The organism is Actinomycetota bacterium, assembly GCA_030650795.1.
In the GTDB taxonomy this organism is placed as follows: domain Bacteria; phylum Actinomycetota; class Actinomycetes; order S36-B12; family S36-B12; genus UBA11398.
Genome location: JAUSDJ010000019.1, coordinates 1 through 1,665 on the forward strand (window position 1 = coordinate 1; position 1,665 = coordinate 1,665).

General features: G+C 60.0%; 1 protein-coding gene. It reads right to left on the bottom strand.

The features are described 5' to 3' along the window. Positions 1-170: 170 nt before the first annotated feature. A complete protein-coding gene (locus tag Q7L55_06035) occupies positions 171-1,406 on the bottom strand; it encodes an IS110 family transposase (protein MDO8732116.1) in 1,236 nt (411 codons plus the stop codon). Positions 1,407-1,665 lie beyond the last annotated feature (259 nt).

A 1,665-nucleotide genomic window follows, 5' to 3' on the forward strand; every position in this document is an offset into this window, starting at 1 on the left:
CAGGCGTCCGTACTGGAAACCTGTCAGGAGGCATCTATCCTATCAGATGGTAGAGGGCTTCCCACCCGGGATTCCCAAGCTCCATGCCAAAGTTGGTCTTACCAACGCAGGCCCCGCTCCTGCCCCTCTGGATTCCCGCCTAGTATGAAAATAACGACCTCCTGGGACCGCTAAGCTGCGGCCGGTTGCAGGGAAACGGCGTACCCCAATGCTTCTAGGCGACGGACCAGGCGACGCTCGATATTCTGGCGGTCTCGGTCATCGAAGTAGTGGGCGCCGAGGTCTTGGTAGAAGCTATCCTTGTTGGTTATTAGATGGTAAACGATGACCAGAATGGTATGGCCCACTGCTACAGCCGCCTTCTTTTTGCCTCGGCGGGCTGCCAGCCGGCGGAATTGGGCTTGGGGGTAGGAATTCTTCTTGTGGCTTGCGCCATGGGCAGCCTCAATAAGGGCCACCCGCAAGGCAGTGTTTCCCTTGCGGGTCGTCCCAGTTTTACGTTTCCCAGCGCTCTCGTTGTTGCCCGGACACATCCCCGCCCAGGAGGCCAGGTGTCCTGCTGTGGGGAAGCGACTAAGATCCGTTCCCACCTCAGCCACGATCACCTGGGCCGTCCGCCTGCCCACTCCGGGGATGACGTCCAGCCGGGCGATCAGCCCCTCAAAAGGGCTCAGCCTGTGCTCTATCTCTGCATCCAGGTGAGCGATAGTCTCGTCCAGGTCATCGATGTGCGCCAGTTGCTCGGCCAGTATGAACTGTTGGTGAGCACCCATCTGTCCTGTCAGGGCCTGCCTCAGTTCTGGCAGCTTACTGCGCAGCTTCCCGCGAGCCAGCTCCGCCATGGCCTCTGCATCCGTCGAGCCAGCTACCAAGGCCGCAAGGATCTCGCGCCCCGATTTCCCCATCACGTCCGATGCCACCGAGGACAGCTTGATGTTGGCCCCCTCCAGGATCTTCTGTACCCGGTTGACCTCTGCGGCTCGCTCCCCCAGCAGCGTTGTGCGGTAACGGGTCAACTCCCGCAACTCCCGCTGCTCCCGGTCCGGTATAAAGCTGCCCCGCAAGAGTCCATGCCTGAGCAACTCTGTAATCCATTCGCAGTCCTTGACATCCGTCTTGCGTCCGGGCACGGCCTTGATGTGCTGGGCATTGACCAGGAGCATCTCGAACTTATCCTCCAGGATATTCCAGACAGGCTTCCAGAAAGAGCCGGTGCTCTCCATGGCTACATGGGTGCACCCCGCTGCCAGGAGCCAGTCCGAGAGAGTCAGGAGATCGGCTGTCATCGTACCGAAGCGCCGGATCTCCTTGGTCAGCCTGCCATCAGCGGTCAGGATCATCAGACAGGCCAAAATGATCTTCTTGTGGACATCCAGCCCACAACAACGGGGATGTACTACCTGCATCGGCTTAGCCTCCCTCGCTTCGTAACGGCCAAGCGGGGTGTCCATCTCTATAAGAATCTAGTATGCGTGCTTCCCCTAAGGGAGCGACAATCGGTGGTGCCTCGGGACACCCAGAGCAAACTTCGCGTCGGGCTCGTAGCACCAGGCGGGCCCGCTCTCTCTGTCAGCCGTCCAAGGACGAGTTTACCACCACGGCCAGCCATTTTCATCCCCGGTGGCGCCGCACAGCGGCATGGGAAACTTCGCGGGAATGACATTG